This window comes from Dactylosporangium sp. NPDC051485 (genome assembly GCF_040682015.1).
GTDB lineage: Bacteria > Actinomycetota > Actinomycetes > Mycobacteriales > Micromonosporaceae > Dactylosporangium.
The window spans coordinates 1-25,644 of sequence record NZ_JBFAZW010000133.1 but is presented as its reverse complement, the minus strand read 5'-3'; the positions used below and the strand labels follow the sequence as shown (position 1 = coordinate 25,644).

Below are 25,644 nucleotides of genomic sequence, written 5' to 3'. Positions count from 1 at the left end.
AGGTCGGCCGGCAGGCGGACCCGGATCACCGGGATGCGGTCGCCGCCCCGGGCCGCGGGACCGACACCACCCTGGGTCGGGGAGCCGACAGCACCCCGGGCCGCGGGGGCGGCGGGGCCCCGGGCCGGGCGGCTGCCGGCGACGGGCGGGGGGTCGCGGACAGCCGGGCCGGGGAGGGCGAGGGCGGCTACTGGCTGGTGGAGTTCCTGCTGCAGCCGGCCGGTGAGCCGGGCCTGCTCGTCCCGGCCGCCGACGTGTGGCGCGACGCGGCGTCGCCGCTGTTCCGGTGGGTGGACTATCCGCAGGAGGTGCTGCTCGCCGACCTGGGCCGGGCGAGCCGGCTGTGGCCGGAGCTCGACGAGGCGCTGTGGGCGCCGCGGCCGGAGTCGCTGCGGCTGGACACGGCCGGGGCGTACCGCTTCCTGCAGCACGCCACGCTGCTGCACGACGCCGGGTTCGGGGTGCTGCTGCCGGCGCAGTGGCAGCGGCGGCAGGACCTGGGGCTGACGTTGACGGTCCGGACCCGGCAGCCGGCGGTGCCGGTGCTGCGGGACACGACCGCGAACCGGGCCGCGATCGTCGCCTACCGGTGGGGGCTGGCGATCGGCGACGAGTTCCTGTCCGAGGCCGACCTGGCCGAGCTGGCCCGGGCGAAGGTGCCGCTGGTCAGGCTGCGGGGCCGCTGGGTGCACCTGGACCCGCAGCGGCTGGCGGCGGGCCTGTCGTTCCTGCGCCGCGGCGGCGGGGGCGAGATGACCGCGGGTGAGGCGATGCGCCTGACCCGGCTCGTCCCGGACGGGGACCTGCCGCTGCCGGTCACCGGCGTCGACGGCAGCGGCTGGCTCGCCGACCTGCTCACCGGCCGGGCCGTAGAACGCCTGGAACTGCTCGACCAGCCGGCGTCGCTGAACGCGACGCTGCGCCCCTACCAGCGGCGGGGCCTGTCGTGGCTGGCGTTCCTCGACCAGCTCGGGGTGGGGGCGCTGCTCGCCGACGACATGGGCCTGGGCAAGACGATCCAGGTCCTGGCGTTGGAGGCCCGGCTGCGGGAGCAGGGGCCGCGGCCGCCGACGCTGATCGTGTGCCCGCTGTCGGTGCTGGGCAACTGGCGGCGGGAGATCGCCCGGTTCACGCCGGGCCTGACCGTCGCCGTCCACCACGGCTCGGCCCGGGCCGGCCGCGACGGGAGCACCGACCCGGCGGGGCTGGCCGGCGCCGACCTGGTCCTCACCACCTACCAGGTCGCGACCCGCGACGCCGACACCCTCGCCGCGGTGTCGTGGGACCGGGTCGTGCTCGACGAGGCCCAGCACGTGAAGAACGCCACCGGGGTCACCGCGCGGGCGGTGCGGCGCCTCCCGGCCCGCCACCGGGTGGCGCTGACCGGCACCCCGGTCGAGAACCGGCTCACCGAGCTGTGGTCGATCGCCGACTTCCTCAACCCGGGCCTGCTCGGCGAGGCGTCGATCTTCCGGGCCCGCTACTCGGTGCCCGTCGAACGGTGGGGCGACGAGCAGGCCGCGGCCCGGCTGCGGCGCGTCACCCGGCCGTTCCTGCTGCGGCGGGTGAAGACGGACCGGGCGGTGATCGCCGACCTGCCGGAGAAGTTCGAACGCCGCCAGTACTGCAACCTCACCCTGGAACAGGCGACGCTCTACAAGGCCGTCGTCGACGAGCTGTTCGTGAAGCTGCGGGAGGGCCGTGCCGGCCCGCAGCGCAAGGGCCTGGTCCTGTCGGCGATGACGAAACTCAAGCAGGTGTGCAACCACCCGGCGCACCTGATGGGCGACGGCACGCCGCTGCCGGGCCGCTCCGGCAAGCTCGCCCGGCTGGAGGAGATCCTCGCCGCGGCCCTCGCCGCCGGCGACCGGGCCCTCGTGTTCACCCAGTTCGCCCGGTTCGGGCACCTGCTCGTCCCGCACCTGGCGCAGCGGCTCGGCACCGGCGTCGAGTTCCTGCACGGCGGCACCCCGAAGGGCGCCCGGGACCGGATGGTGGACCGCTTCCAGGGCGGGGCCGGGCCGGGGGTGCTGCTGGTGTCGCTGAAGGCGGGCGGCACCGGCCTGAACCTGACCGCCGCGAACCACGTCGTGCACGTCGACCGGTGGTGGAACCCGGCCGCGGAGGCGCAGGCCACCGACCGGGCGTTCCGCATCGGGCAGCGCCGCGACGTGCAGGTCCACACGTTCGTGTGCATCGGCACGATCGAGGAGCGGGTCGAGCACATCATGGCGTCGAAACGGGCCCTGTCCGGGGTCGCGGTCGGCTCCGGCGAGGGCTGGCTCACCGGCCTGTCCACCGACGACCTGCTCGACCTCGTCACCCTGTCCCCGGAGGCGGTCGCGGATGCCTGAGCGCAGCTGGGCCCACCAGTTCATCGTCATGCTGGAATCGTTGCGGATGGGTACGACGTTTTCGCAGGGCCGCCGCTACGCCCGCGCCGGGCAGGTACGGTCCGTCACCATCTCCACCAGTATCGTGACGGCGCTGGTCGTCGACGACGACGGCGACACGTACCGGGCCCGCATCGGCGTCAAGGCGTTCACCGCCGCCGACTGGGCACGCATCGAACGGGCCCTGGCCGGCGAGGCGATCCACGCCGCGAAACTCCTCGCCGGGCACCTGCCCGACGACCTCGACACGATCCTCGCCGGATTCGGCCTGTCGCTGCTGCCGCAGAACCTGTCCGACATCGTCCTGGACTGCTCCTGCCCCGGCTGGCAGAAACCGTGCCGGCACCTGACCGCCGCCTGCTACGTCCTGGCGGAGGAGTTCGACGCCGACCCGTTCGCCGTCCTCGCCTGGCGCGGCCGCGGCCGAGACGAACTCCTCGAGGCACTACGCGCCCACCGCGTCTCCGCCCTGGGCCACATCGCCCGCCACCAGCAGCCGCACCCCAGCGCACACCCCGACAACCCGGACCCCGGCAGCGCTACGTTCTGGGCCGCCGGTCCCCGCACCAGCCCCCCACCGCCGGCGGTCCCCGGCTCCGTCCACCGCGGCGACGCCATCCTCGACCAGCTCGACCAGCTGCCCCTCACCGCCGGCCGGTTCGACGTCGCCGACCTGCTCCGCGGCGCCTACCGCACCTTCACGCACCGTGACCCGGGGTTGCCGGGCAGCCACCCCCGCCGGTAACGTCGCAACCCAGCGGCGCTCAGCCGCGGTCAGGGCCGAGAGGCGCTGCGACGGACCCCAATGCCAGGCGGTCCGCCACGCTCGGCCGAACACTGACCCCCTTGACCCAAGGGCGCCTCCTGTCACCGGGAGGTGACCACAGGTATGTCCCACAACCCTGCGGCGCAGCACACCGCCGACACCCACCCCTACCTGCAGCGGCGCGACGGCATCGAGTTCGCCGTCGCCGACCTGTCCCTGGCCGGCGCCGGCCGCACCCAGATCCGCCTCGCCGAGCACGAGATGCCCGGCCTCATGGCCACCCGCCGCGAGTACGCCGCCGCCCAGCCCCTGCGCGGCGCCCGCATCGCCGGCAGCCTCCACATGACCGTGCAGACCGCCGTACTCATCGAAACCCTCGTCGCGCTCGGCGCGCAGGTCCGCTGGGTGTCGTGCAACATCTTCTCCACCCAGGACGAGGCCGCCGCCGCGGTCGTCGCCGGCCCCACCGGCACCCCCGAGCACCCGGCCGGCACCCCCGTGTTCGCGTGGAAGGGCGAAACCCTGCAGGAGTACTGGTGGTGCACCGACCGGCTGCTGCAGTTCCCCGGCCCCGGCGGGCAGACCCTCGGCCCGAACATGATCGTCGACGACGGCGGCGACGCCACCCTGCTCATCCACCAGGGCGCCGAGTTCGAAACCACCGGCCGGGTACCGCAGCCGGCACCGGACGGCGACCCGGAGTACACCATCATCCTGGAAACCCTCGCGGCCAGCCTCGAACGCGACCCGCAGCGGTTCACCCGCATCGCCGCCGGTGTCCGCGGCGTCACCGAGGAGACCACCAACGGCGTGAAACGCCTCTACAAGCTCGCCGACGCCGGCGAACTGCTGTTCCCGGCCATCAACGTCAACGACTCCGTCACGAAATCGAAATTCGACAACACGTACGGCATCCGGCACTCCCTCCTCGACGGCCTGAACCGGGCCACCGACGTCATGCTCGCCGGGAAACTCGCCGTCGTCTGCGGCTACGGCGACGTCGGCAAGGGCGCCGCGGAGGCACTGCGCGGCATGGGCGCCCGCGTCGCCGTCACCGAGATCGACCCGATCTGCGCCCTGCAGGCCGCCATGCACGGCCTGCCCGTCGTCCGCCTCGACGACGTCGTCGACACCGCCGACGTCATCATCACCGCCACCGGCAACAAAGGCATCATCACCGCCGCGCAGCTCACCCGCCTCAAGCACAACGCGATCGTCGGCAACGTCGGGCACTTCGACAACGAGATCGACATGGCCGGCCTGGCCCGCATCCCCGGGATCACCAAAACCGAGATCAAACCCCAGGTCCACGCCTGGACGTTCCCCGGCGGCCGGTCCATCATCGTGCTGTCCGAAGGCCGCCTGCTCAACCTCGGCAACGCCACCGGCCACCCGAGCTTCGTCATGTCGAACTCGTTCACCAACCAGACGATCGCCCAGATCGAGCTGTACACCAAGCCCGACGCCTACACCCGCCAGGTGTACCGGCTGCCGAAACACCTCGACGAGAAGGTCGCCGCCCTGCACCTCGACGCCCTCGGCGCCCGCCTCACCGAACTGACCAAGGACCAGGCCGAGTACATCGGCGTCGACGTCGCCGGCCCCTACAAACCCGACCACTACCGCTACTGACCCGGCCCCCGACCGGCCGGCCCACCCCCGGGCCGGCCGGCCCCGATGAATCACCGCCGCCCAACTCGTCACAGCATCCGACAGCGCTCCGCGACGACGAAAGGGCGAACACCGATGGCAACCACCCTGTACTCGGCCACCATGTCCCTCGACGGCTACATCGCCGGCCCCGGCGGCGACATGGGCTGGCTCACCCCGCACCTCGGCCCCAACCCGCTCATCGACGAGCTCATCCCCCGCATCGGCGCGCTCATCGTCGGCAACCGCACCTTCGGCGGCGACGACCCCCACAAGGGCACCGACCGGGCCGGGAAACCCTTCGGCGGCGGCTGGGACGGCCCCCAATTCGTCGTCACCCACCACCCCCGCCCCGCCGGCGACGGCATCACCTTCGTCCCCGACCTGCCCACCGCCCTGCGCGAAGCCAGGGCCGCCGCCGGCGATGGCTACGTCAACATCCTCGGCGCCGACATCGCCCGCCAATGCCTGCACGCCGGCGAGGTCGACGAGATCCTCGTCTGCGTCGCCCCGGTCCTGCTCGGCGGCGGCACCGCCCTGTTCACCGGCCCCACCGCCGCCATCGGCATGCAGCAGCTGCACGTCAGCCACACCCCGCACGCCGTCAACATCTGGATGCGGATCACCAGCCGGCAACCGCACCGCACAAGCCCGCACACCCACATCACCACCCCGGGTAGGTGAGGGTCGGACGCCCGCAAACGGGCAACCGACACCCGTGCGCCGCACCAGCTGGATCCTCGCCCTAGCCCTCGCCGCCGGCTACATCGACGGCCTCGCCCTGCTCCACCTCGGCGGGATCTTCGCCAGCGTCGTCACCGGCAACCTCGTCCTCATCGGCGTCGCCGCCGCCACCGACCCCCACCACCTCGCCGACCCAGCCATCCGCGCCGCCCTCGCCACCACCGTCTACACCACCACCATCTGGGCCGCCCGCCGCCTACCCCCAGGCCGATGCCTCGTCGCCGCAACCGCCACCCTCTGCACCCTCGCCGGCAGCTGGGCCATCACCCACCACGACCCCCAAGGCCTCGTCCAGCTCCCCCTCCTCACCCTCGCCACCATCGCCGTCGCCCTCCAAGCCGCCGCCCAACCCGACACCGACCAACCCACCACCTACCTCACCGGCACCCTCACCCGCCTCGCCCAAGGCCGCGCCCGCCTCACCACCGACGCACCAGCCCTCATCGCCATCCCCACCGGCGCCGCCACCGCCGCACTCCTGCTCAACCACGCACCCTGGCTCGGACCACTCCCCGCCGTCGCCCTCCTCGCCACCGCCAGCGTCATCCACACCCCACCCCCACGGCCACCCCGAACACCCACACCCGCCCCACAACGCCAAGCCGCCTACACCCCGTAACATCACCACCATGGGGATGGTGCACACCGTCGGGCTGGTCCTCCACCCACGCCGCGACTCCAAACCAGCCATCGACGCCATCATCGACTGGGCCCGCGCCCGCCAAGCCACCGTCCTCGGCCTCCCCGACGAAGTCGACCGCATCGACTGCACCGCCGTCGCCGTCAACGCCGACGAACTCGTCGGCCGCGCCAACCTCGTCGTCAGCCTCGGCGGCGACGGCACCATGCTGCGCAGCATGCGCCTCCTCGCCGGCAAACCCACCCCCGTCCTCGGCGTCAACCTCGGCCGCCTCGGCTTCCTCGCCGAAATCAGCATCGACGAACTCCCCGAAGCCCTCACCGCCATCGACGCACACCGCTTCACCGTCGAACCCCGCATGGCCGTGCGCACCCAACTCCCCGACGGCACCGACGTCACCGCCTTCAACGACATCGCCCTCGTCCGCACCCCCGGCCACGGCCTCGCCGCCATCGCCATCTCCATGCAGGGCTACCCATTCGTCCGCTACTCCGCCGACGCCCTCATCGTCGCCACCAGCACCGGATCCACCGCCTACAGCTTCTCCGCCGGCGGCCCCATCGTCTCCCCCACCGTCGAAGGCATCCTCGTCGTCCCCGCCGCCGCCCACTCCGCCTTCAACCGCGCCCTCGTCCTATCCCCCAACGAAGACCTCGACCTCGAACTCCTCCCCAGCAGCGGCCCACTCGTCGTCGAAGTCGACGGCGAAGTCCTCGGCGAACTCAACCCCGGCGACACCCTCACCGTCTCCGCCGCACCCGCCGCCGCCAAAGTCGTCCGCCTCGGCTACACCACCTTCTACGAACGAGCCCGCCGCAAACTCCAAGTCAACGGCAGCCTCGAAGTAGAACTCCCACTCTGAGCCAGGGCACCCCCACCCTACGAATGCGAACGCTCCGGCAACCCCGGCACCCGCAACAACGCCTCATCCTCGTAACACCACACCCAATCCTCACCAGGCTCGAACGACTGCACCAACGGATGCCCCGCACCATGGAAATGCGCCGTCGCATGCTTCGCCGGCGACGAATCACAACACCCCACATGCCCACACGTCAGGCACAACCGCAGATGCACCCACCGCCCACCCACCGCCAGACAGTCCTCACAACCATCCGCCGACGGCTCCACCACACCGATCGCATCAACATGCGCGCACACACTGCTCACCACACCACCGTACCCACCAACCACGGTCGCCGGCCGCCCCAACCCGTGGTTGGATTGACCCCATGGCCAAGCCAGCGATCTTGACCGTCGACGACGACCCCGCCGTCTCCCGCGCCGTCGCCCGCGACCTGCGCAGACAATACGGCGAGGACTACCGCATCGTCCGCGCCGACTCCGGCCACGAAGCCCTCGACACCCTCAAAGAACTCAAACTCCGCGGCGAACAAGTCGCCGTCCTCCTCGCCGACTACCGCATGCCCACCATGAACGGCCTGCAATTCCTCGAAGCCGCCATGGACCTCTACCCCCGCGCCCGCCGCGTCCTACTCACCGCCTACGCCGACACCGACGCCGCCATACAAGCCATCAACATCGTCGACCTCGACCACTACCTCCTCAAACCCTGGCACCCACCAGAAGAAAAGCTCTACCCCGTCATCGACACCATGCTCGACGCCTGGAAAGCCGCACCCGACCGCCCCAGCGCCGACGTCAAAATCGTCGGCCACCGCTGGTCCGCCCCCAGCTTCGCCGTCCGCGACTTCCTCGCCCGCAACATGATCTCCTACCGCTGGTACACCACCGACGACGCCGAAGGCCAACGCCTCCTCACCGCCGCCGGCCTCACCCCCAACGACGTCCCCCTCGTCGTCACCACCGAAGGCAAACCCCTCATCAACCCCACCGAAGCCGAACTCGCCACCCACGTCGGCCTCACCACCACCCCCACCAACGACTTCTACGACCTCGTCGTCGTCGGCGGCGGCCCCGCCGGCCTCGGCGCCGCCGTCTACGGCGCCAGCGAAGGACTCCGCACCGTCCTGCTCGAACAACGCGCCACCGGCGGCCAAGCCGGCCAATCCAGCCGCATCGAAAACTACCTCGGCTTCCCCGACGGCGTCTCCGGCGCCCAACTCACCGACCGCGCCCGCCGCCAAGCCATCAAATTCGGCGCCGAACTCCTCACCGCCTGCCGCGCCACCCGCCTCGACATCCAAGGCAACACCCGCATCCTGCACTTCGAAGACGGCACCACCATCGCCTCCCACGCCGTCATCCTCGCCACCGGCGTCTCCTACCGCCGCCTCACCGCCCCCGGCCTCGAACACCTCCACGGCCGCGGCGTCTACTACGGCAGCGCCGCCACCGAAGCCCCCAGCTGCACCGACCAAGACGTCTACATCGTCGGCGGCGCCAACAGCGCCGGCCAAGCCGCCATGTTCTTCTCCCGCTACGCCCGCAACGTCCACCTCGTCATCCGCGCCCCCAACCTCAACGCCTCCATGTCCCAATACCTCATCGACCAGATCGCCACCGTCCCCACCATCACCATCCACCCCTGCACCGAAATCGCCGCCGCCCACGGCGAAGAACACCTCGAACACCTCGAACTCCGACCCGTCGACGGCGGCCCCACCCACACCGTCCCCGCCACCTGGCTCTTCATCTTCATCGGCGCCGAACCCCGCACCGACTGGCTCGACGGCACCATCGCCCGCGACCCCCGCGGCTTCGTCCTCACCGGCCCCGACCTCCTCACCGGCGACGGACCACCCCCCGGCTGGCACCTCCCCCGAGACCCCTACCACCTCGAATCCAACGTCCCCGGCGTCTTCGCCGCCGGCGACGTCCGCGCCGACTCCGTCAAACGCGTCGCCTCCGCCGTCGGCGAAGGCGCCATGGCCGTCTCCCTCGTCCACCGGTACCTCCTGGAGGGCCAATGACCACCACCACCGACGGCCGCCGCCTCACCCCCGACGACCTACGCCAGCTCTTCCTCTTCGAACACCTCGACCACACCCAACTCGAATGGATCGCCACCCGCGGCTGGGCCGTCAACCACCCCGCCGGCAACACCGTCTACATCGAAGGCGAACCCGCCACCTGCTTCGTCGTCCTCCTCACCGGCACCGTCTCCCTCAGCCGCAACATCCGCGGCGACGACGTCGAACTCTCCCGCACCGACCAACAAGGCGTCTACGGCGGCGCCACCCAGGCCTACCTCGGCGACCAGGTCCCCCAGCTCTACAACAACACCATGCACGCCATCACCGACGCCGAGGTCTACGAAATCCCCGCCGCCGAATTCGGCCCCACCATCCGCCAATGGTTCCCGATGGCCATGCACCTGCTCGAAGGCCTCTTCTTCGGCATGCGCAACAGCACCAACGCCGTCGCCGAACGCGAACGCCTCCTCGCCCTCGGCTCCCTCTCCGCCGGCCTCACCCACGAACTCAACAACCCCGCCGCCGCCGCCGTCCGCGCCACCGCCGTCCTCCGCGACAAGATCGCCGGCATGCGCCACAAACTCGCCCTCATCGCCGACGGCCGCCTCAACGGCGAACAACTCCACGGCCTCGTCGAACTCCAGGAAACCGCCGTCAAAAAGGCCGCCAACGCCCCCAAACGCACCGCCCTGCAAACCAGCGACGCCGAAGACGCCATCGGCGACTGGCTCGACGAGCACAACGTCAGCGGCGCCTGGGACATCGCCGCCACCCTCGTCGCCGGCGGCGTCGACGTCCCCTGGCTCGAAGACATCAACGCCTGCATCGGCGACCTCGACCTCGAACCCGCCGTCCGCTGGCTCACGTACACCATCGAAACCGAACTGCTCATGGGCGAGATCGAGGACGCCGTCGCCCGCATCTCCGGCCTCGTCGGCGCCGCCAAGCAATACTCCCAGCTCGACCGCGGCCCCTTCCAGGTCGTCAACGTCCACGAACTGCTCGACGCCACCCTCATCATGCTCAACGCGAAAATCCCCCAGGGCATCCGCGTCGTCACCAACTACGACCGCGGCCTGCCCGCCATCCCCGCCTACGCCGCCGAGCTCAACCAGGTCTGGACCAACCTCATCGACAACGCCGTCTCCGCCATGCCGGACGGCGGCACCCTCACCATCACCACCAGCCTCGACCCCACCGGCGACTGCCTCGCCATCGAGATCGCCGACACCGGCGCCGGCATCCCGCCCGACGTCCGCCCCCGCATCTTCGAACCCTTCTTCACCACCAAGCCCGTCGGCGAGGGCACCGGCCTCGGCCTCGACATCAGCTACCGCATCGTCGTCAAGAAGCACCACGGCGACATCCGCGTCACCTCCGAGCCCGGCGACACCCGCTTCACCGTCGTCCTGCCGCTCCAAGAACGCCACTGACCCCTGCACCCTCCCGGCGGCTGCCCTTGGCGGGCAGCCGCTTTTTGTTGGTGCAGTCCGGCGCGAAGCGCCGGCCCTACTTGAGAAGGCGTGCCGCCAGGCACGCTGCCTAATGCGTCCTAGGATGCTAGGAAAAGACTCAAGAGCCTGATGACTCCGGTCCGTGCAACCAGGGGCCGTTGCTCCCGTCAGACACCGGTCGGCCCTGGGGGCCTCCCTGCCGGGTCCGCTGTGCCAAGACCGCAGTCCGCGCGCGGGCGGGAAGGCGCCTCGTCGCGCTTGTGTCGTCGGTCAACGGCGCACCCGATAGCGCAGGTGCAGCACCCGGTTGCCCTGTATCACCACGTCAGGATCCTCCAACAGGTGCTGCGCGTGGACCGACCCGAAGTAGCGCTTGCCGGACCCGAACACGACGGGTACGACGTCCATGCGCACCTCGTCGACCAGGCCCGCGGCAAGCACCTGGCCACCGACGTCGCCAGCGGCGACCTCGACGATGCGGTCACCCGCAAGCTCCTGCGCCTTGGCCACGGCTGCCTCGACGCCGTCGACGAAGTGAAACGGCGCCTCCGGGTCCCAGCCCTCGGGCGCCGGCCGGTGCGTCACGACGACCACGTGGTCGACCCCGCCGGGAGGCTTCCCGTCCCAGCCGTCCGTCAGGTCGAAGACGTGGCGGCCGACGATGGTCGCCCCGATCTGGTCCCAGTACGGCCGGGTGTAGTCGTACGACGTCTGCGACACCTTCAACTCGCCGCTCTCGTCCAACGGGACGTCACCGCTGGACAACCAGTCGAACAGCGGTCCGGGCTGGTCATGCTCGTCCGCGACGAAGCCGTCCACCGACACCGAGCTGTACATGACCACCTTGCCCACGGGGCTCTCCTCTGCGTTGGACTGCCCCCAAGTTAGCGTCTCGTGAGCTGCCGCTCTTGTAAGAAATCAATCGGCCGGCAGCGGCCAGCTGTCCAGCACGTGGCCGGGATGTTCGCGCAGGAACCGCCGCCGGACTTCGACGTACCGGGTCGGCGTGAGCCCGGTGAACGCCCGGAACTCGTGGCCGAAGTGGGCCTGGTCGAAGTAGCCTGCGCCACCGGCGAGGTCGCCCCAGTCGATCGGTCCGGCGGGGTCGATCGCGAGCACGGTGGCGGCGAAGCGGTAGGTGCGGGCCAGCCGCTTCGGCGTGACGCCGATGAGCTCCTTGAACCGCTGTGCCAGATGCGTGCTGCTGACACCGGCTGCCACGCTCAGGTCGCCGATCGCCACCGCCCCGCTGGTCGCCGCGATGACGCTGCTCGTATGGCGGACCAGCCCCAGGCCGGCGGTCTCGCGCAGCCGTCGCATGAGCGCCTCCTCGAGCAGCGTCAGCATCTCGTGCGGTCCGTCCGCCGTGGCCAGCCGGTCGCGCAGCTCAGCAATGGCGGGCCGGCCCCAAACCTGCTCCACCGTCACCGGCCGGTCACACAGCTCGGCCGCGGGCATCGGCAGCAACGGCGCCAGCCCCCACGGCTTGAAGTGCACGCCGACGGACCGGGTCTGCGGCGGATAGCCGAACTCGAAGGCGCGGGTGGGCGTGGTGACCACGCAGCCGTCGGCGTACTCGGCCGTCTCGATGTCGGTGCCGGCGCGGATGCGAAACGGCGCCCCGAGGTCGACGATGAGCAACGCCGCCGGCATCGGCGGCAGCGTCAGCCGGGCGTACGGCGACGCACCCTCCAGGTAGTACAGGTCGTCGATCAGCCCGTCCAGCGGCGGTCGCGGCACTCTGGACACGTACTCCACGCCCACAGCATCGCCGACGCCCCGCCGGCATCGAGCGCCGGGATGGTCCAGCCCCGCGCGCGCAAGGCGTCCTAGGATACTAGGTTGAGTCTGGGAGCAGGGGGGCTGTCGGGCCCTGGCGGCGGCCCAGCAGCGACGCCCGCGTCAGGGCCGCCGATCCGAACCGGTCGCGGACCTTGTCCAGCGCCGAGTCCAGCTCCGCACCCGACGTCACCTCGAAGGGCAGCTCCAGCTGCAGCGACCCGTCGTCGTCGAGGTTCGACACGGCGATCCCCACCAGCGTCAGGCCCCGGTTGGCGATGTCGGAGACGGAGGCGGAGTGCAGCCGCCGTGCCGCATCCAGCAGCGTCTGCGTGTGCGACGTCGGCCGGGCCAGGGTGTGCGACCGCGTCACCCGCGCGAAGTCCGCGAAACGCAGCCGCAGCACCACGGTCCGCCCCGTGCGCCCGGCCGCCCGCATCCGCCGCGACACCCGGTCGACGAGGTCGGCCAGGACCGCCTCCACGAACGCCTGCGGGTGCGGCCCCCGCCCCAGGGCCCGCTGCGCGCCGATCGAGCGCCGCCGCCGGCCCACCACGACCGGCCGCGGATCCCGGTTGTGGGCCAGGGCGTGCAGGTGCCGGCCCTGGCCCTCGCCCAGCAGCGACACCAGCGTCGCCTCCCCGAGCCGGGCCACCTGCCCGACCGTGGACACCCGGTGCGCGTGCAGCTTCGCCGCCGTCACCGTGCCGACGCCCCACAGCCGCTCCACCGGCAGCGCGTGCAGGAACGCCAGCTCCTCATCCGGCGGCACGAGCAGCAGCCCGTCCGGCTTGGCCACCCCGCTGGCCACCTTGGCCAGGAACTTCGTGCGCGCCACGCCGACCGTGATGGCCAGCCCGACCTCGGCCCGGATCCGCTGCCGCAGCCGCTCGGCGATGCCCACCGGCGCCCCGGCGATGCGGTACAGGCCGCCGACGTCCAGGAACGCCTCGTCGATCGACAGCCCCTCCACCACCGGGGTCGTGTCCCGGAAGATGGCGAAGACCGCCTTCGACGCCGCCGAGTACGCCGGCATCCGCGGCGGCACCACGACCGCCTCCGGGCACAGGGCCCGCGCCTGCCGCCCGCCCATCGCGGTGCGCACCCCGCGTCGTTTCGCCTCGTAGCTGCACGCCAGGACCACTCCCCCGCCGACGATCACCGGTCGGCCGCGCAGCCGCGGGTGGTCGCGCTGCTCCACGGACGCGTAGAAGGCGTCCAGGTCAGCGTGGAGGATGTGCGCGTCCGACACGAACATATGTTCGCATACCAGCGCGCCCGAGCACACGGATCCGGCAAACACCGATCACCACCCGCGACAGCGCCACCACGCAAGACGCGCCCCGGCGCCTCACTCGGCCCCGCGCGGCGGCAGCCCCGCCGCCCGGTACACGTCGTCGATCACGCGCATGGTCCGCACCGAGTCCTCCGGCGGGGTCAGGTTCGTGCCCTCCCCCGCCACCGCCGCGGCGAACGCCCGCAGCTGGTAGGAGTACGTCGTCCCGCCGGGCACCCGCTCGTGGCTGGTCCTGCCGCCGCGGTGCACGGTGAGCCGGTGGAAGGCGCTGGGCGCCAGGTAGTTGAAGATCCTCAGCGATCCCTCGCTGCCGGTGTACCGCGCCGAGACGTTCAGCAGGTGCCGCGACCACATGCTGGCGACGGTCCGGCCGCTCGCCCCGCCCGGGAACCGGTACTCGGCGACCATCGCCCGGTCCACCCGGGGCTTCTGCAGCAGCGCCCGGGCCGACGTCACCTCCGGCTCCCCGCCGCCGAGCGTGCGCAACGCGTGCACCGCGTAACACCCGGCGTCCATCATCGCCCCGCCGGCCAGCCCGTAGTCGTACCGGATGTCGCTGAATCGCGGCAACGGAAAACACAGCGCCGTGTCGATGCTGCGCGGCTCGCCGAGCGTGCCGGCGATCTCCAGCGCGCGGGCGAACACCGGGTGGTACCGGTAGTGGAACGCCTCCATGACGACGAGCCCGGACCGTCTCGCCGCCCCCGCCACCGTCTCGGCCTCGGCCGCGTTGGCGGTGAACGGCTTCTCGCACAGCACGTGCTTGCCGGCCTCGAGCGCCGCGAGCGTCCACCGCGCGTGCAGCCCGTTGGGCAGCGGCACGTACACGGCGTCGATCCCCGGGTCGGCGAGCAGCTCGGCATATCCGGCGTGCACCTGAGCAATCCCGTGCCGCCGCGCGAACGCCGCCGCCTTGCCCCGGTCCCGGGCCGCCACGGCCACCACCTGGACCCCGGGCACCGACCGGGCCGGTGCGATCAGCGCCGCGGGCGCGATCCGGGCGGCGCCGAGCACCCCGATGCGCAGCATGCGGCAAACGGTACCGCGGCCGCCCGGCATACTCCCGGCGTGGCCGCCCGCTCGGCGAAAGCCCCATCACCGCCACGGCGGCGATAGCGGCGGCCGCGCGGGCCGCGGCGAGGGCGGCCGGCTCGCAGCGGCGCAGGTCCACGGTGGACTTGACGGCGGCGTAGCGCGCAGCGCCAGGGCACGGGTGCAGTTGGCGACATGCCCGTGCGGGCAGCCTTGCCCACATCGGCGGGTGGGTTAGGTTGGTCGGCGTGCGGGTGCTGATGATCGCGCCGCCCGGCGCGGGCAAGGGAACGCAGGGCGCGGTGGTCGCCGAGCACTTCGGCCTGGACCGCATCACCATCGGCGACCTGTTGCGCCGCAACGTGGCCGAGGACACGGAGCTGGGCCGGCGGGTCCAGCCGACCCTGGCCCGCGGCGAGCTCGTCCCCGACGACATCGTGCTGGAGCTCACCCGCCAGGGCCTGGCCGCGGCGAAGGCGGCCGGCCGCGGCTACGTCCTCGACGGCGTCCCGCGCACCATGGCCCAGGCCCTGGCCGCCTACCGCATCGGCCTGCGGCTGCGCATGACCGCCGACGTGGCGCTGCACCTCGCGGCCGACGACGACGAGCTGCTGCGGCGGCTGCTCAACCGGGCCGGGACCGAGCACCGCGCCGACGACAACGAGCCGGTGATCCGCCAGCGGCTGCGCTTCTACCGCGAGGTCACCGAGCCGGTCCTGCAGTTCTACGCCCGCCGCCGCATCCTGCTCACCGTCGATGCGCAGCGCCCCCTCGAGGCGGTCAGCGCCGACGTCATCGCGGCCCTGCGGGAGCGGGCCGCGGGCCTCGCCCCGCGGTGAGACCCCTCGACGAGCAGTGATCACGCCCTCATCGATACGCCCGACGCCGGGGCGAGAATCGCGCATAGTGTCGACGGGTGAACGCTGAGACGCTGCTGCTGCTCTGCCTCGGGGCCGTCGCGATCATCACCGGGGTCCGATGGCTCGGAGAGCGCACCGGTCTCCCGGCGGCCGCGCTGCTGCCGGTGATCGGCATCGCCTACGCGCTGCTGCCCGGCCCCAACATCCCGCTCGACCCGCACGTCGTGCTCACGTTCGTCCTGCCGCCGCTGCTGTACAGCGCCGCGCTGGACTCCTCGCTGCTGGCGATCCGGGCCAACCTGCGTATCGTGATCGGGCTCTCGGTGCTGTTGGTGTTCGCCACCGCGCTGCTGATCGGGGCGGGGTTCGCGCTGTTCGTCACCGGGGCCACGCTCGGGGCGGGGGTGGCCGTCGGGGCGGCGGTGGCGCCGCCCGATCCGGTGGCGGCGCTCGCGGTCGGGCGCAAGGTCGGGCTGCCGCCCCGGCTGATCACGATCATCCAGGGCGAGGGGCTGCTCAACGACGCCACCGCGCTGACGCTGCTCAACGTGGCGGTCGTGGCGGCCGTGAGCGGGGAGTACTCGACGCCGCGGGCGGCGGGACTGTTCGTGTTCGCCGCGGTCGGCGGGGCCGCCGTCGGGGTCGGCGTCTCGTACCTGCTGCGGCTGCTGCGCCCGATCACCGCCCGGGACCCGCTGCTGGCCAACGCGATCTCCCTCGCGACGCCGTTCATCGCCTACCTGATCGGGGAGGAGCTGCACGTCTCCGGGGTGCTCGCGGTGGTCGTCGCCGGGCTCATCGTCGGGCACGACGCGCCGCGTTCGACCACCGGCGCCGGGCGGCTGCAGACCGGCGCGGTCTGGCGGCTGGCCGACTTCCTCCTGGAGGGGGTCGTGTTCCTGCTCATCGGCCAGCAGCTGCCCACGGTGGTGCGGGGGCTGCAGCAGTACGCCATGAGCACCATCGTGACCGCGGTGGCCATCGCCGTCGGCGTGACGCTGCTGCTGCGGCCCGTGTGGCTGGTCCTCACACAGGCGGCGCACCTGCTGCTGCGCCGCGAGGACGAGGGCCTCAGCGGGCGGGAGATCACGGCGCTGAGCTGGGCCGGGACGCGCGGGGTGATCAGTCTCGCGGCGGTGTTCACCATCCCGCTGACCACCGAGGCCGGCGCGCCGTTCCCCGACCGGGACCTGCTGCTGTTCTGCACGTTCATGGTGGTGCTCGTCACGCTCGTGGGGCAGGGGCTCACGTTCGCGCCGCTGGTGCGGGCGCTGGGGCTCAAGGCCAACGAGGTGGACGAGGCCCGGCAGCGCAACGAGGCCCGGGCCGCGGCCGTGCAGGCGGCCCTGGACCGGCTCGACGAGCTGGAGCGGGAGGAGCCGGACGAGGCGCAGGCGGTGGCGCTGCTGCGCGCCAAGCTGCAGGAGCGGCTGCGCCGCTACCAGCACCGCCTCGACGTGCTCTCGGCCGCAGAGTCCGACGAGGTGCCGACCTCGCAGCGCTACGAGTCGGCGCTGCGGATACAGAAGCTCGCCATCGAGGCCCAGCGGGAGGAGCTGCTGCGCTGGCGCGACGCCGGCAACCTCCCCGACGAGGGCCTGCGCCGCCTGGAGCGGGAGCTCGACCACGAGGAACGCATCCTGCCCGAGCGGCCCTGACCAAACCCATCGGCTGAGTGGGATTGACGAGCGACGGCCACCTTCACTACATTACCTACTCAATAAGTAGGCTACATAGACTTTCGAAGGATGGATGGCCCCGTGAAGCTGCGCACCCGCATGCTCGCCGTCAGTACCGCGTTCCTGGTGACCGGGACCGTGCTGGGCGGCTGCGCCGGCACCGCGAACAGCTCCAACGATGGCGGCGGTGGCGGCGGCGAGGTGACCCTCGCGCTGGTCGCCTACTCCACGCCGCAGGCCGCGTATGAGCAGCTCATCGCCGCGTTCCAGAAGACCGACGCGGGCAAGAAGATCAAGTTCACCCAGTCCTACGGCGCCTCCGGCGACCAGAGCCGCGCGGTGGCCAGCGGCCTCAAGGCCGACATCGTGGCCTTCTCGCTGGAGCCCGACATCACCCGCCTGGTCACCGCCAAGCTCGTCGACGCCTCGTGGAACTCGGACCAGTACAAGGGGATGATCACCGACTCGGTGGCGGTCATCGGCACCCGCAAGGGCAACCCGAAGAACCTCAAGACGTGGGACGACCTGGCCAAGCCGGGCGTGCAGGTGCTCACGCCCAACCCGTTCACCTCGGGCGGGGCGAAGTGGAACATCCTCGCCGGCTACGGCGCCAAGTCGCAGAAGGGCACCGACAAGGCGGCCGGCGCGGCCTACCTCGACGCCCTGTTCAAGAACGTCCCGGTGCAGGACAACAGCGGCCGCGCCTCGCTGCAGACGTTCACCAGCGGCAAGGGCGACGCCTTCATCTCCTACGAGAACGAGGCCCTCTTCGCGCAGAAGAACGGCCAGGCCGTCGACTACACCGTGCCGGACGACACGATCCTCATCGAGAACCCGATCGCGGTGACCACCAACAGCGCCCACCCGGCCGAGGCGAAGGCGTTCCTGGACTTCCTGCACACGCCGGCCGCGCAGAAGATCTACGCCGACAACGGCTACCGCCCGGTGGTCAAGGACGCCGGCGGGTCCTTCCCGCACCCGTCCGGCCTGTTCACCGTCGGTGACCTCGGCGGCTGGTCGAAGGTGAACAAGGAGCTGTTCGACCCGGCCCAGAGCGTCATGGCCTCCATCGAGCAGAAGCTGGGCATCTCGACCTCCGCGGCCCCGAGCCCGGCGGCCTCCAAGAAATGACCGCAACGACGTCGGTCAAGCCCACCGGGTCCGGCACCGCGCCGGGCCCGGCCGGGCCTGTGCTGCGCAAGCGCCGGCCGTACGGCACCGCGCTCGGCCTCGGCACGGCGGTGCTGTACCTGAGCCTCATCGTGCTCATCCCCCTCGCCGCCGTCGTCTGGCGCTCCACCGACGGCGGCTGGGACCGGTTCTGGGCGGCCGTGCGCACCCCGGACGCCTGGGCCGCGCTCGAGCTCACCGTCGGCGCCTCCCTCATCGTCGCGCTCATCAACGTGGTGATGGGCACCGTGATCGCCTGGGTGCTGGTCCGCGACAAGTTCCCGGGCAAGGGCCTCGTCGACACCCTCATCGACCTGCCCTTCGCCCTGCCGACCATCGTCGCCGGCCTCGTGCTCCTGGCGCTGTACGGCACCAGCAGCCCCCTGCACATCGACCTCGCCTACACCAGGCTGAGCGTCGGCGTCGCGCTGCTGTTCGTCACCCTGCCGTTCGTGGTGCGCACCGTGCAGCCCGTGCTCAAGGAGCTGGACCGCGACATGGAGCAGGCCGCCTACTCCCTGGGCGCCTCGCCCTTCACCACGTTCCGCCGGATCATCCTGCCCAACCTGGCCCCGGCCATGATCTCCGGCGCCGGCCTGGCCTTCACCCGGGCCATCGCCGAGTACGGCTCCACGAACCTGCTCACCGGCAGCATCCCGTTCCAGACCCAGGTCTCGGCGGTGAACATCTTCGGCCGCATCGAGAGCGACGACACCACGTCGGCCGCCGCCATCTCCACGGTGCTGCTGGTCGTCGCGTTCGTGGTGCTCGTCCTGCTCGACCTCTTCCAGCGTTGGAGCGCCCGCCGTGGCTAAGTACCCGCTGCGCATCCTGGCCCTGGTGTACCTGCTGTTCCTGCTCGTGCTGCCGGTCGGCCTGGTCCTGTGGCGCACGTTCGAGCACGGGCTGCGCCCGGTCATCGACACCCTGACGTCGGACAACGCCACCCACGCGTTCGCGGTCACCCTGTCGGTGGCCGTGTGGGCCGTGCTGGCCAACACCGTCTTCGGCATCGGCGCCGCGATCCTGCTCGTGCGGCACAACTTCCCCGGCAAGCGGCTGCTGGGCGCGCTCATCGACCTGCCGCTCGCGGTGTCCCCCGTGGTCGTCGGGCTCGCCCTGATCCTGGTGTACGGCAAGTTCGCCCCCCTCGGCGGCTGGCTCGAGGACCGCGGCATCCAGGTCATCTTCTCGCTGCCCGGCATGGTCCTCGCGACGATCTTCGTGTCGCTGCCGCTCGTCGTGCGGGCCATCGTCCCGGTGCTGGAGGAGATGGGCGACGAGCAGGAGCAGGCCGCGCACACCCTGGGCGCGAACCGCTGGCAGACCTTCCTGCGCATCACGGTCCCCGGCATCCGGGCCGCGCTGGGCTACGGCGTGGTCCTGTGCCTGGCCCGGGCCCTCGGCGAGTACGGCGCCGTCGCGGTCGTCTCCGGCCGCCTGGTCGGGCAGACCCAGACCGCCACGCTGTACGTCGAGGAGCGCTACCAGAACTACCAGCAGACGGCCGCCTTCAGCACCGCCGCCGTGCTGGCCCTGATCGCGATCGTCATCCTGCTCGTCACCAAGCTCCTGCGGCCGAAAGAGAACGACTGATGGCCATCGAAGTCCGCGACGTGAACAAGTCGTTCGGCAAGACCCCGGTCCTGCGCGACATCTCCGTCGACATCGCCTCGGGCTCGCTGACCGCGCTGCTCGGCCCGAGCGGCGGCGGCAAGTCCACGCTGCTGCGGGTGATCGCCGGCCTGGAACAGCCCGACACCGGCAGCGTGCGGATCAACGAGGTCGACGCCACGCGGCTCACCCCGCAGCGGCGCAACGTCGGCTTCGTGTTCCAGCACTACGCGGCGTTCAAGCACATGACGGTGTACCGCAACGTCGCCTTCGGCCTCGAGGTCCGCCGCCGCCCGAAGGAGGACATCCGCAAGCGGGTCATGGAGCTGCTCGAGCTCGTCCACCTCGACCAGTTCGCCGACCGCTACCCGGCCCAGCTCTCCGGCGGCCAGCGCCAGCGCATGGCCCTGGCCCGGGCGCTGGCCCCGCAGCCGGAGGTGCTGCTGCTCGACGAGCCCTTCGGGGCCCTCGACGCCCAGGTCCGCAAGGAGCTGCGCACCTGGCTGCGGCGCCTGCACGACGAGGTCCACGTGACGACCGTCTTCGTCACCCACGACCAGGAGGAGGCCCTGGACGTCTCCGACGAGATCGTGGTGCTCGCCGACGGGGTCGTGCAGCAGGTCGGCAGCCCGCACGAAGTCTACGAGCACCCGGCCAACCCGTTCGTGATGAGCTTCCTCGGCCCGGTCACCCACCTCGGCGGCCACCTGGTCCGCCCGCACGACGTCGCCCTGTCCCGCGATGCCTCCCCCGGCGCCACCGAGGCCGTCGTCACCCGGGTCGTGTCGCTCGGCTTCGAGGTGCGCATCGAGGCCAAGGCCGGCGACGTCGACGTCTGGGCCCAGCTGACCCGGGCGGGGGCGAAGGCCGTCGGCGTGCAGCCCGGCGACACGGTGTACCTCAGCCCGGAGACCGACGCCCGGACCCTCGCCGCCGCCTGAGGCGGCCAAGCATGCTGCCCAAGCGCATCGAGTACTCGGTCCGGGCCCTGGTCGCCCTGGCCGGCGCCGCACCGAGGACGGTCAAGGCCCAGGACGTCGCCGACGCCCAGGACATCCCGTCCGGATACGTATACGACCTGCTCGCCGACCTGCGCCGCGCTGAACTCGTCCAGGTTCAGCGCGGCACCGGCGGCGGCTACCAGCTCGCCCACCCGCCGGCCGACCTGACCCTGGGCGAGATCGTCCGGCGGCTCGACGGCCCGGCCGCCGACCCGCCGCCGGACGCCGACCGCTCCATCGAGCGCCTGCGCCACCTGTGGGAGCGGGCCAACCGGGTGCGGCTGGACTACCTGGACGCGGTCACCCTCGCCGATCTCATCAACCACCGGCCCCAACGACCGACCTGATCAACCACCCGGCGAGGCCGGCAATCCGGCGGCGGTAACGCAGGGACCGCCGCCGGTCAGTAGACGTCGCGCAGGTAGCGCTTCTCGGTGGCGAGCTGCTTGACGTAGGCGGCGGCGGACGGCTCGTCCAGGTGGCCGTGGACGGCGGCGATCTCGCGGAGGGTCCGGTCGACGTCCTTGGCCATGCGGGTCGCGTCGCCGCACACGTACAGGTACGCGCCGTCACGCAGCCAGGCCCACAGCTGGGCGCCGTGCTCGCGCATGCGGTCCTGGACATAGACCTTGGCCCGCTGGTCGCGGGAGAAGGCGAGATCCAGGCGGGTCAGCGTGCCCCTGCGGGACAGCTCCGCCAGCTCGTCGGCGTAGTAGAAGTCGGTGTCGCGGCGCTGCTCGCCGAAGAACAGCCAGTTCGGCCCGCGGGCGCCGCGGGCGTCGCGCTCCTGCAGGAAGGCGAGGAACGGGGCGACCCCGGTGCCGGGCCCCACCATGATCATCGGGGCGGCGTCGTCGGCCGGCGGGTGGAAATGCGGGGAGCGCTGCAGGTACACCGGCACCTCGGCCCCGCCGGCCGCGTCGGCCAGGAACGTCGAGGCGACGCCCTTGCGGTCGCGGCCGTCGGCGTTGGGGAAGCGGATCACGGACACGGTCAGCGACACGTGCCCGGGACTCAGCAGGGGCGAGGAGGAGATGGAGTACTGCCGCGGCTGCAACCGCTTGAGGACCGCCACCCACTCGTCCGGCCCGGCCTTGACCGCGTGCTCGGCGACCACGTCGACGGCCTGCCTGCCCCAGGTGTACTTCGCCAGCTCCCCCTGGTTGCCGGGGCGCAGCAGCGCGCGCAGCGGCGAGTCCCCGGCCCGGTCGGCGACGAAGCGCAGCAGGTCCGGGGTGATGCGGGTGACGTCGAGGCGGCGCAGCAGGGCCTCGCGCAGCTCGACCTCCCCGCCGGCCTCGACGACGGCCCGCGGGTCGAGGCCGGTGATGGCGAGCCACTCCTCGACGAGGTCGGGGCAGTTGACCGGCCACACGCCCAGCGCGTCCCCGGCCCGGTAGCCCAGCTCCGGCACCTCGAACGTGAACTGGCGGACCTCCTTCGCCGAGCCGGGGCGGCTCAGCAGCCGGTTGCCGGTCAGCGCCGCGGTCACCGGGTCGGCCCGGCCGGAGCGGGGGGCGGCGGGCGCGGCGGCCGGGGCGCGCAAGGCGGTGACGACGGCGTCGAGCCAGCCGGCGGCGGCGTCGGCGTAGTCGGGCTCGCAGTCGACCCGCGGGGCGAGCCGGACCCCGCCGAGCTCGCTGAGGCGGGCGTCGAGGCGGCGGCCGTGGCCGCAGAAGTCGGCGTAGCTGGAGTCGCCGAGGGCGAGCACGGCGTAGCGGCGCCCGTCGAGGCGCGGCGGGTCGGCCTGCAGCGACTCCCAGAACGCGGCGCCGTTGTCGGGGGCGTCGCCGTCGCCGAAGGTGCTGGTGATGACGAGCAGGTCGTCGTCGCCGCGCAGCAGCTCCCCGGCGGCGGCGGTCATGGCCCGCACGTTGGCCCGCAGCCCCTCGCCGCTCAGCCGTCGGCCCACCTGGGCGGCGAGCTCCTCGGCGTTGCCGGTCTGCGACGCCCACAGGATCTCGACGGTACGGCCCGGGGGGCTCGGCGCGGCCACCGGCGCACCGGGCCGGTGGTAGGTCCCGGCGAGGAACCCGTCGACCCAGGCGGCCCGGTCCGCGGCGAACGGCGCGCCCGGCGGCAGGGCCGGCACGACGCCGGGCGCGGGCGGGCTGGCGGTGAGGGCGCCGAGGAACCCGGCGAGGTAGGCCCGCTCCCCCTCGCTGAACGCGGGCGGGGCGAGGTCGAGGCCGAGCGGCCCGGGTTCCGGCTGCGGCGGGGCGGCGGCCGCCACGCGGGTGAGGCGGACCGCGCAGGCCTTGAGCTCCGGCTGGAACGAGATCGGGTCGACGGCGTCGGAGGTGACCGCGTTGACGGCCAGGTCGTCGCCGAACAGGTCGTTCCAGTGGAACGGCGCGAAGCAGGTGCCGGGCCGCACCCGGTCGGTGACGGTGGCCGGCAGCACGGCCCGGCCGCGGCGGGAGGCGACCTCGACGCGGTCCCCGGCGCCGAGGCCGAGCCGTGCGGCGTCGGCCGGGTGGACCTCGACGAACGGGCCCGGGTTGAGCTTGTTGAGCTTGCCGACCCGGCCGGTCTTGGTCAGCGTGTGCCACTGGTGCTGGACCCGGCCGGTGTTGAGCAGCAGCGGGTAGTCGTCGTCGGGCAGCTCGGCCGGGTCGAGGTGCGGGCGGGCGAAGAAGACCGCGCGGCCGCTGGCGGTGGCGAAGCGCAGGCGGGTCCCGGCGGCCTCCTCGCGGTACCGGATCGGATTGCGGCTCGCCGAGCCGGGCGGCGCGGGCCACTGCACGGGCCCTTCGCGCAGCCGCTCGTAGCTGACGCCGCGCAGGTCGTAGCCGGTCTGCGGGTTGTGGAAGCCGCGGATCTCGGCGAACACGTCCTCGGCGCGGGCGTAGTCGAACGCCTCGCCGTAGCCCATGGCCCGCGCGACGCGGGCGATGAGGTCCCAGTCGGCGACGGCCTCGCCGGGCGGGTCGGCGACCGCGCTGACCAGCGTCAGGTTCCGCTCCGAGTTGATCATCACGCCGTCGGTCTCGGACCACATCGCGGCGGGCAGGATCACGTCGGCGTAGGCGTTGGTCTCGGTCTCGGCGTAGGCGTCCTGGGTGATGACCAGCTCGGCCCGGCGCAGCGCCTCCACGACGGTGCGCCGGTTGCCGACCGAGGCGACCGGGTTGGTGCAGATGATCCAGCAGGCCTTGATCTCGCCGGCCGCCATCCGCTCGAACATCTCGACCGTGCCCTTGCCGACGTCGGTGCGCAGGGCGCCGCCGGGCAGGCCCCAGGCCTGCTCGACGAAGACCCGGTCGGCCTCGACGAGCACGGAGCGCTGGCCGGGCAGGCCCGGCCCCATGTACCCCATCTCGCGCCCGCCCATGGCGTTGGGCTGGCCGGTGAGGGAGAACGGGCCGCTGCCGGGGCGGCAGATGGCGCCGGTGGCCAGGTGCAGGTTGACCAGGGCGTTGGTGTTCCAGGTGCCGTGGGTGCTCTGGTTGAGGCCCATGGTCCAGCAGCTCATCCACTCCCCGGCCGCCCCGATGAGCCGGGCCGCCTCCGTCAGGTCCGCGGCCGGGATGCCGGTGATCGCCTCGACCTTGTCCGGGGTGTAGCCGGCCAGGAACTCCGGCATCGCCTCCCAGCCCTCGGTGTGCGCGGCGATGAAGTCCTCGTCGGTGTGGCCGCCCTCGACCAGCAGGTGCAGCAGGCCGTTGAGCAGGGCCAGGTCGGTGCCGGGGCGGACCGGCAGGTACAGGTCGGCCTTCTCCGCGGTGGCGGTGCGGCGCGGGTCGGCCACGATGAGCTTCGCGCCCGCCTTGACCCGGTCCATCATGCGCAGGAACAGGATCGGGTGGCAGTCGGCCATGTTCGCGCCGATCACGAGGAACACGTCGGCGTGGTCGAAGTCGTCGTACGACCCGGGCGGCCCGTCGGCCCCGAGGGACAGCTTGTAGCCGCTGCCGGCGCTGGCCATGCACAGCCGCGAGTTGGACTCGATCTGGTTGGTCCGCACGAAGCCCTTGGCGAGCTTGTTGGCCAGGTACTGCGCCTCGAGGGTCAGCTGCCCGGAGACGTAGAAGGCGACCGCGTCCGGCCCGTGCTCGTCGACGATCGCCCGCAGGCGGGCCGCGGTGTGCGCGATCGCCGCGTCGAGCCCGGTCTCCACCCGCGGCCCGGCGCGCTCGGCCCGGACCAGGGCGGTGCCGAGCCGGCCGCCGGCGGCGAGCATCTCGGCGCTGGTCGCGCCCTTGGTGCACAGCCGGCCGCGGTTGGCCGGATGGTCCTTGTCGCCGTGGACCCGCAGCACGCGACGGCGGCCGTCGGGGTCCGTCGCCACGTCGAGGACCATGCCGCAGCCGACCCCGCAGTAGGAACAGACCGTGCGGCTCTGCATCACGCCGTGCACGATACGCACACCCAGTTACACCCGTGTCACACGAACCCGCACGACCGATCGCGGCCGATGTGAGGGGCGGCCGGGACCCGGAATGGGCTGCACCATGGGCCGAGATGTCCCGTCGAGTAGCCAGACGACGACGCACGGCACTGCCGGCCGGCGCCGGCCCGCCTCATCATTGGGGCGCGACCTACCGGGAGGGGCAGACCCATGATCGCCGCTCGACTCATCGTGCCGGGGGGCCTCCTGGCCCTGCTGGCCGCCTGCGGCCCCGCCGCGCAGCCCGCGCCGGCGGCCGCGGCGCCGACGACCGCGGC

General features: G+C 72.3%; 21 protein-coding genes. 15 read left to right on the top strand and 6 right to left on the bottom strand.

Annotation, left to right across the window (positions count from 1 at the left end; all coding sequences use genetic code 11):
* The 6 genes from AB0M46_RS44795 to AB0M46_RS44770 form a co-directional block, all read left to right on the top strand.
* Positions 1 to 2,354, top strand: a 2,354-nt coding sequence (locus AB0M46_RS44795) for a DEAD/DEAH box helicase (RefSeq protein ID WP_363346553.1), incomplete at its 5' end; no start/stop codon positions are given.
* Positions 2,347 to 3,138 carry a hypothetical protein gene (locus AB0M46_RS44790; protein ID WP_363346551.1) on the top strand — a complete coding sequence of 264 codons (792 nt, stop codon included), beginning with the start codon at positions 2,347 to 2,349 and terminating at the stop codon, positions 3,136 to 3,138. The genes AB0M46_RS44795 and AB0M46_RS44790, both read left to right, overlap by 8 nt.
* 144 nt (positions 3,139 to 3,282) lie before the next feature.
* On the top strand, positions 3,283 to 4,791 hold the full coding sequence (gene ahcY / locus AB0M46_RS44785; protein ID WP_363346549.1) for an adenosylhomocysteinase: 1,509 nt from the start codon (positions 3,283 to 3,285) through the stop codon (positions 4,789 to 4,791).
* A 114-nt stretch (positions 4,792 to 4,905) separates the two neighbouring features.
* Complete coding sequence (locus tag AB0M46_RS44780) at positions 4,906 to 5,493, top strand: dihydrofolate reductase family protein (protein ID WP_363346546.1); 588 nt, start codon at positions 4,906 to 4,908, stop codon at positions 5,491 to 5,493.
* Positions 5,494 to 5,527: 34 nt separating this feature from the next.
* Positions 5,528 to 6,172, top strand: a complete 645-nt coding sequence (locus tag AB0M46_RS44775) for a YoaK family protein (RefSeq protein WP_363346544.1) — start codon at positions 5,528 to 5,530, stop codon at positions 6,170 to 6,172.
* 10 nt (positions 6,173 to 6,182) lie between these two features.
* Positions 6,183 to 7,055: an NAD(+)/NADH kinase gene (locus tag AB0M46_RS44770; protein ID WP_363346542.1), complete on the top strand. Its 873-nt coding sequence runs from the start codon at positions 6,183 to 6,185 to the stop codon at positions 7,053 to 7,055.
* A gap of 17 nt (positions 7,056 to 7,072) precedes the next feature.
* On the opposite strand, the gene AB0M46_RS44765 is transcribed toward AB0M46_RS44770, so the two are convergent.
* A complete protein-coding gene (locus tag AB0M46_RS44765) occupies positions 7,073 to 7,324 on the bottom strand; it encodes a UBP-type zinc finger domain-containing protein (RefSeq protein WP_363346557.1) in 252 nt (83 codons plus the stop codon).
* A 101-nt stretch (positions 7,325 to 7,425) separates the two neighbouring features.
* On the opposite strand from AB0M46_RS44765, the gene AB0M46_RS44760 reads away from it, so the two are divergent.
* Together AB0M46_RS44760 and AB0M46_RS44755 are read left to right on the top strand one after the other, a co-directional pair.
* Positions 7,426 to 9,087 (top strand): FAD-dependent oxidoreductase, encoded by a 1,662-nt coding sequence (locus tag AB0M46_RS44760; RefSeq protein WP_363346540.1) that lies wholly within the window; start codon positions 7,426 to 7,428, stop codon positions 9,085 to 9,087.
* Positions 9,084 to 10,523, top strand: a complete 1,440-nt coding sequence (locus AB0M46_RS44755; RefSeq protein WP_363346538.1) for an ATP-binding protein — start codon at positions 9,084 to 9,086, stop codon at positions 10,521 to 10,523. The genes AB0M46_RS44760 and AB0M46_RS44755 overlap by 4 nt, the downstream gene beginning before the upstream one ends.
* 291 nt (positions 10,524 to 10,814) lie before the next feature.
* On the opposite strand, the gene AB0M46_RS44750 is transcribed toward AB0M46_RS44755, so the two are convergent.
* From AB0M46_RS44750 to AB0M46_RS44735, 4 genes are all read right to left on the bottom strand, one after another.
* The gene (locus tag AB0M46_RS44750; protein WP_363346536.1) at positions 10,815 to 11,396 is read right to left on the bottom strand and encodes a dihydrofolate reductase family protein; all 582 of its coding nucleotides are present in this window, start codon (positions 11,394 to 11,396) and stop codon (positions 10,815 to 10,817) included.
* 66 nt (positions 11,397 to 11,462) lie between these two features.
* A complete protein-coding gene (locus AB0M46_RS44745; RefSeq protein ID WP_363346534.1) occupies positions 11,463 to 12,302 on the bottom strand; it encodes a helix-turn-helix domain-containing protein in 840 nt (279 codons plus the stop codon).
* Between the two features lie 79 nt (positions 12,303 to 12,381).
* Positions 12,382 to 13,581, bottom strand: a complete 1,200-nt coding sequence (gene dinB, locus AB0M46_RS44740; RefSeq protein WP_363346532.1) for a DNA polymerase IV — start codon at positions 13,579 to 13,581, stop codon at positions 12,382 to 12,384.
* Between the two features lie 93 nt (positions 13,582 to 13,674).
* Positions 13,675 to 14,649, bottom strand: a complete 975-nt coding sequence (locus tag AB0M46_RS44735) for a Gfo/Idh/MocA family oxidoreductase (RefSeq protein ID WP_363346530.1) — start codon at positions 14,647 to 14,649, stop codon at positions 13,675 to 13,677.
* 251 nt (positions 14,650 to 14,900) lie between these two features.
* Between AB0M46_RS44735 and AB0M46_RS44730 the strand changes: the two genes are divergently transcribed.
* From AB0M46_RS44730 to AB0M46_RS44700, 7 genes are all read left to right on the top strand, one after another.
* Positions 14,901 to 15,491, top strand: coding sequence for an adenylate kinase (locus AB0M46_RS44730; protein WP_363346528.1), 591 nt, complete (start codon positions 14,901 to 14,903; stop codon positions 15,489 to 15,491).
* Between the two features lie 77 nt (positions 15,492 to 15,568).
* Positions 15,569 to 17,170: a Na+/H+ antiporter gene (locus AB0M46_RS44725; protein ID WP_363346526.1), complete on the top strand. Its 1,602-nt coding sequence runs from the start codon at positions 15,569 to 15,571 to the stop codon at positions 17,168 to 17,170.
* Positions 17,171 to 17,260: 90 nt separating this feature from the next.
* Entirely contained in the window at positions 17,261 to 18,322 is a 1,062-nt protein-coding gene (locus AB0M46_RS44720; RefSeq protein ID WP_363346524.1) for a sulfate ABC transporter substrate-binding protein, read from the top strand.
* Positions 18,319 to 19,176, top strand: coding sequence for a sulfate ABC transporter permease subunit CysT (gene cysT / locus AB0M46_RS44715; protein WP_363346522.1), 858 nt, complete (start codon positions 18,319 to 18,321; stop codon positions 19,174 to 19,176). The genes AB0M46_RS44720 and cysT overlap by 4 nt, the downstream gene beginning before the upstream one ends.
* The gene (locus tag AB0M46_RS44710) at positions 19,169 to 19,957 is read left to right on the top strand and encodes a sulfate ABC transporter permease subunit (protein WP_363346520.1); all 789 of its coding nucleotides are present in this window, start codon (positions 19,169 to 19,171) and stop codon (positions 19,955 to 19,957) included. The genes cysT and AB0M46_RS44710 overlap by 8 nt, the downstream gene beginning before the upstream one ends.
* Entirely contained in the window at positions 19,957 to 20,916 is a 960-nt protein-coding gene (cysA, locus tag AB0M46_RS44705) for a sulfate ABC transporter ATP-binding protein (RefSeq protein ID WP_363346518.1), read from the top strand. The genes AB0M46_RS44710 and cysA overlap by 1 nt, the downstream gene beginning before the upstream one ends.
* An 11-nt stretch (positions 20,917 to 20,927) precedes the next feature.
* Positions 20,928 to 21,323, top strand: coding sequence for an Rrf2 family transcriptional regulator (locus tag AB0M46_RS44700; RefSeq protein ID WP_363346516.1), 396 nt, complete (start codon positions 20,928 to 20,930; stop codon positions 21,321 to 21,323).
* 56 nt (positions 21,324 to 21,379) lie between these two features.
* Here AB0M46_RS44700 and AB0M46_RS44695 read toward each other — a convergent pair whose 3' ends face one another.
* Positions 21,380 to 25,324 (bottom strand): bifunctional nitrate reductase/sulfite reductase flavoprotein subunit alpha, encoded by a 3,945-nt coding sequence (locus tag AB0M46_RS44695; protein ID WP_363346555.1) that lies wholly within the window; start codon positions 25,322 to 25,324, stop codon positions 21,380 to 21,382.
* Positions 25,325 to 25,644: the final 320 nt, after the last annotated feature.